The sequence below is a fragment of the Pinirhizobacter sp. genome (genome assembly GCF_035317885.1).
Classification (GTDB): Bacteria; Pseudomonadota; Gammaproteobacteria; order Xanthomonadales; family Rhodanobacteraceae; genus Pinirhizobacter.
Genome location: NZ_DATHFX010000120.1, coordinates 1 through 4,178, shown reverse-complemented (window position 1 = coordinate 4,178; position 4,178 = coordinate 1). Strand labels below are relative to the sequence as shown.

The 4,178-nt window shown below is 66.9% G+C and carries 6 protein-coding genes; 3 read left to right on the top strand and 3 right to left on the bottom strand.

Annotated elements, in window-relative coordinates; all coding sequences use genetic code 11:
- On the bottom strand, positions 1 to 671 hold a 671-nt coding region (locus VK519_RS03710; RefSeq protein ID WP_324347794.1), incomplete at its 3' end, for an ABC transporter ATP-binding protein.
- Here VK519_RS03710 and VK519_RS03705 point away from each other — a divergent pair.
- The 3 genes from VK519_RS03705 to VK519_RS03695 all read left to right on the top strand — a co-directional run bounded on the left by VK519_RS03705 (position 670) and on the right by VK519_RS03695 (position 3,133).
- Positions 670 to 1,287: an arylesterase gene (locus VK519_RS03705; RefSeq protein WP_324347793.1), complete on the top strand. Its 618-nt coding sequence runs from the start codon at positions 670 to 672 to the stop codon at positions 1,285 to 1,287. The two genes, VK519_RS03710 and VK519_RS03705, sit on opposite strands and share 2 nt — an antisense overlap.
- A 117-nt stretch (positions 1,288 to 1,404) precedes the next feature.
- Complete coding sequence (locus VK519_RS03700; RefSeq protein ID WP_250625179.1) at positions 1,405 to 2,139, top strand: response regulator transcription factor; 735 nt, start codon at positions 1,405 to 1,407, stop codon at positions 2,137 to 2,139.
- A 73-nt stretch (positions 2,140 to 2,212) separates the two neighbouring features.
- Positions 2,213 to 3,133, top strand: a complete 921-nt coding sequence (locus VK519_RS03695; RefSeq protein WP_324347792.1) for a sensor histidine kinase — start codon at positions 2,213 to 2,215, stop codon at positions 3,131 to 3,133.
- 9 nt (positions 3,134 to 3,142) lie between these two features.
- Here VK519_RS03695 and VK519_RS03690 read toward each other — a convergent pair whose 3' ends face one another.
- Together VK519_RS03690 and VK519_RS03685 are read right to left on the bottom strand one after the other, a co-directional pair.
- On the bottom strand, positions 3,143 to 3,718 hold the full coding sequence (locus tag VK519_RS03690; protein WP_250625181.1) for a response regulator transcription factor: 576 nt from the start codon (positions 3,716 to 3,718) through the stop codon (positions 3,143 to 3,145).
- On the bottom strand, positions 3,715 to 4,178 hold a 464-nt coding region (locus VK519_RS03685), incomplete at its 5' end, for a sensor histidine kinase (RefSeq protein ID WP_324347788.1). The genes VK519_RS03690 and VK519_RS03685, both read right to left, overlap by 4 nt.

Here is a 4,178-nt window from a genome sequence, read left to right as displayed (position 1 = left end):
CCCAGGCGGCCACCGGTGAGTTCGGCGCTACGGGCGCAGCGTGCGGCAAGGCGCACGTCATGGGTGACCAGCACCAGGGTGGTGGCGTGCTCGCGGTTCAGCGCGAACAGCAGGTCGCCCACCTGCTGGCCGGTTTTCTGGTCGAGGTTGCCGGTGGGCTCGTCGGCGAAGAGCAGGCGGGGCCCATGGACGAACGCCCGGGCCAGCGCCACGCGCTGCTGCTCGCCGCCGGAGAGCTGCGCCGGATAGTGGCGGCGCCGCTCGGCCAGGCCGACGTTGGCCAGCGCCGTGCGGGCACGACTGCGGGCGTCGTCGTCGCCTTCCAGTTCCAGCGGCAACATCACGTTTTCCTCGGCGGTGAGTGCCGGCAGCAGGTGGAACGACTGGAATACGAAGCCCACCAGGCGGCGCCGCACCGCCGCGCGGCGTTCCTCGTCGAGCGCGCCCAGCTCGTGGCCGTCCAGGCGGATGCTGCCGCCGCTGGCGGTATCCAGGCCGGCAAGCAGGCCCAGCAGGGTGGTCTTGCCCGAGCCCGAGGCACCGACGATGGCGAAACTTTCACCGGCGGGAATGGAAAGGTCTACCCGGTGCAGGATGTCCAGGCGCCCATCGGGACCCTGGACGTACTTGCTAACATCGATGGCTTCCAATACCGGCCGGGAATCACTCATGCGTCGTTGCCTTGCGGTTGTCTTGCTGGTGGTCGCTTTCGCGATGGGGCCGGCGCATGCCGCCACGCCGCGAACCATCCTGGTACTGGGTGATTCGTTATCGGCCGCCCACAACATCCCGATCGAGAAGGGATGGGTGAGCCTGCTGCAGGCGCGTTATTCGAACATGGTGCCGGGCTGGTCCCTCGTCAATGCCAGCATCAGCGGGGAAACCTCGCTGAGCGGACGCAACCGGCTGCCCTCGCTGCTGGCCAAATACCGGCCGGCCGTGGTGGTGATCGAGCTCGGCGCCAACGATGGCCTGCGGGGCCTGCCGCTGGAGCCGCTCAAGGCCAACCTTGCCGCCATGGCGCAGGCGTCCAAGCAGGCCGGCGCCCGGGTGCTGCTGCTGGGGATCGAGCTTCCGGTGAACTACGGGCCGCAGTACCGCGACGGCCTGCGCGCGGCCTACAAAGGCCTGGCCGACACGCAGCATCTTGCGCTGCTGCCCTTCCTGCTCGACGGCGTGGCCACCAACCCCGCGCTGATGCAGGACGACGGCCTGCATCCCACCGCCGAGGGCGAGCCGCGCGTGGCGGACAACGTTGACGCCGCCTTGAGACCCTTGCTGCATTAATGCTCTGGAGAGGGGATTTCTAACCTGCGTTAAATCGCCCGAGCCCCCGTTCACGCCCGCATCACCGGCGCGGCAGCTACCTTTTCACAAATGTGAAATGAACCACGGAGACCGTTGATGAGTGCACATGACGAACAGAGCGGCCTGATCCTGCTGGTGGAAGACAACCGTGGCATCGCCGAGATGGTCGGCGAGTTCCTTGAAAGGCGTGGCTATTCGGTGGACTACGCCGCTGACGGGGTCAGCGGCCTGCACCTTGCCGTATCCAATAGTTACGACGTGATCGTGCTCGACCTGATGCTCCCGGGCATGGATGGCCTGGACCTGTGCCGCAAGCTGCGCAAGGACGGCAAGAAATCCACCCCGGTGCTGATGCTGACCGCCCGCGACACCCTGGAGGACAAGCTGATCGGCCTGGAAGCCGGCGCCGACGACTACCTGGTCAAGCCCTTCGAAGTACGCGAGCTCGAAGCCCGCCTGCGCGCGTTGATCCGCCGCGACCGCCGCCAGGTGTCTTCCGAGGTGCTCAACGTGGGCGACATGACGCTCGACACCGCCACCCTTCGGCTGACCCGCGCCGGACAGGAACTGACCGTTTCGCCCATCGGGTTGAAGCTGCTGGCGATCCTGATGCGTGAATCACCCCGGGTGGTGAGCCGCCGCGACATCGAGCGCGAAATCTGGGGCGACACGTTGCCGGACTCCGACACTTTGCGTTCGCACCTGTACAACCTGCGCCGCGTGATCGACAAACCGTTCGACCGCGCCCTGCTGCACACGATTCACTCCGCAGGTTATCGCCTGGCCGATCTGGATGCAGAGGTCGCGACGGCGTCCCAGCAAACGGCCTGAGGTGTCGCGGCAGAACGACATCGCCGGCGGCCGGGTTGGATCGCACGGACGCGCCGGAGCCTTCCGGCGCCGGATGACGCTGGTCTTCTTCCTCCAGATGGTGGTGGTGATCATCGCCACCGTGATGGCCGTGAACAACGTTGCACCGGTGGTTGCGGTGATTGCCATCATCCTTGCCACCAGCGTGCTGGCGTGGATGGCGGTCAGCCGTGCCTGGATGCCGATCGAAACCCTGGCCCGGGTGATGGATGCCTGGGACGATGAAAATTCGGATGTGGAAACCTTGCAGCCCTCGCGCCTGTCGCCGCGTACCGATGCCGGTGTGACATCGATCGCGAGGGGGCTGCACACTTTCGCCGTGCGCCTGCGCGGCTTCGGCGAACGCGAGCGCAACTTCACCCGCGACGCCAGCCACGAGCTGCGCAGTCCGCTCACGGTGATCAAGATGTCCGCCGACATGCTGGCCGAGGAAACCAATCTCTCCAGCTTCGGCATGCGTTCGCTCGACCGCATCCGCCGTTCGTCGCGCGAGCTTGAGGCACTGGTCGAGGCCTTCCTGGTGCTCTCGCGCGAGTCGGACAAGGGCTTGCCGGAGGAAGACTTCGTGGTCAACGGCGTACTGCGCAAGGAAGTGGAATCGGCAGCCCAGCAGGTGATCGGCCGCAACGTGCAGATCGTGCTGGACGAACCTTCCAGCTTCGCCCTGCATGGTTCGCCGCGCGTGTTCGCGGTGATGATCAACCAGTTGCTGCGCCATGCCCTGCAGCAGACCGAGCAGGGCAAGGTGGTGGTGACGGTGATGCCCGGCCTGATCAGCGTGGCCAACCACGTGGCCGAAGCGTCCCGTGAAAACGCGGTGGATACCCACGGCTTCGACATGGCCATCGCGCGGCGGTTGTCCGACCGATTCCAGTGGCCGATCGAACTGCGGTCGTTGCCCGGCACCGAGCGCATCGCCAGCGTGCGGTTCCCCAATCCCCAGCCGGTGTCTTAGAAGGGGCAATCAGCCTTCGTCGGGCCGTTCGCGCACCGGGTGCTTGCCGAGCTTGCGCTGCAATGTGCGGCGGTGCATGCCCAGCCGCCGCGCCGTCTCGGATATGTTGCCGTCGCACTCGGTAAGCACGCGCTGGATGTGTTCCCACTCCAGGCGGCGCAGCGGCAACGGGGCGTCGGGGGCGTCGATCAGTTCGTCGTCACCGGCGCCGCCGTCGTCGTCCAGCAGGGCGCGCACCACGGCATCGGCGTCGACGGGCTTGGCCAGGTAATCGTGGGCGCCGCGCTTGATCGCTTCCACCGCGGTCGCGATCGACGCATAGCCGGTGAGTAGCAGCACGCGGATCTCCGGGACCAGTGCCTGCAGGTCCGGTATCAGCTTCAGCCCGTTCTCGTCGCCCAGCTTCAGGTCCAGCACGCAGTAGCGCGGCTGGTGGCGCCGGGCCAGCGCGCGGGCCTCGGTGGCGTTGTCGGCGGTGAGCACCTCGAAGCCGCGGGAGGCCAGCGCCCGGGCAAGCACGCGCGAAAACGTCGGATCGTCGTCGACGATCAGGAGCGGAGCGGCCGGTCCCGGTAGCTGGTTCATGTGGCATCTCCAATCACGGCAAGGGGAAGGCGCAGGCGCATCTCTGCGCCGTGTGCGGTATTGGTGGCGATGAGTTCACCGGAAAGTCGCTCGGCCGTGGCTTCGGCCAGCGCCAGGCCGATGCCAAGGCCGGTCTGTTTCTCAGAACCACCGATCCGGGTGGCGAAGTCCCCATCGTCGGCAAAGCCGGGCCCGTGGTCCATCACGATCCATTCGAGCATGGCCCCGTCGCGGTGCACTTCCAGCCCCACCACGTTTTTATGGCGCATGGCCGAGGCATCGGCGGCGTTGTTGAGCAGGTTCATCAAGGCATGGCGCAGGGCAGGGGGCGCGCGCAGCGGCAGCTGGCCCACGGAACGGCCCAGGCCCAGTTCGACCTCGGCTTCGGGCCGCAGCAACTGAAACCGCTCCAGGCAGCCATGGACGAAGGCGTCGACGGTCTGCCGCTCCGGCTCCTGGG

What these genes read in the sequence shown, in the direction of transcription:
- VK519_RS03700 (WP_250625179.1), top strand. Translation starts at nt 1,405, where the DNA reads ATGAGTGCACATGACGAACAGAGCGGCCTGATCCTGCTGGTGGAAGAC.
- VK519_RS03690 (WP_250625181.1), bottom strand. Translation starts at nt 3,718, where the DNA reads ATGAACCAGCTACCGGGACCGGCCGCTCCGCTCCTGATCGTCGACGAC.
- VK519_RS03705 (WP_324347793.1), top strand. Translation starts at nt 670, where the DNA reads ATGCGTCGTTGCCTTGCGGTTGTCTTGCTGGTGGTCGCTTTCGCGATG.
- VK519_RS03695 (WP_324347792.1), top strand. Translation starts at nt 2,213, where the DNA reads ATGACGCTGGTCTTCTTCCTCCAGATGGTGGTGGTGATCATCGCCACC.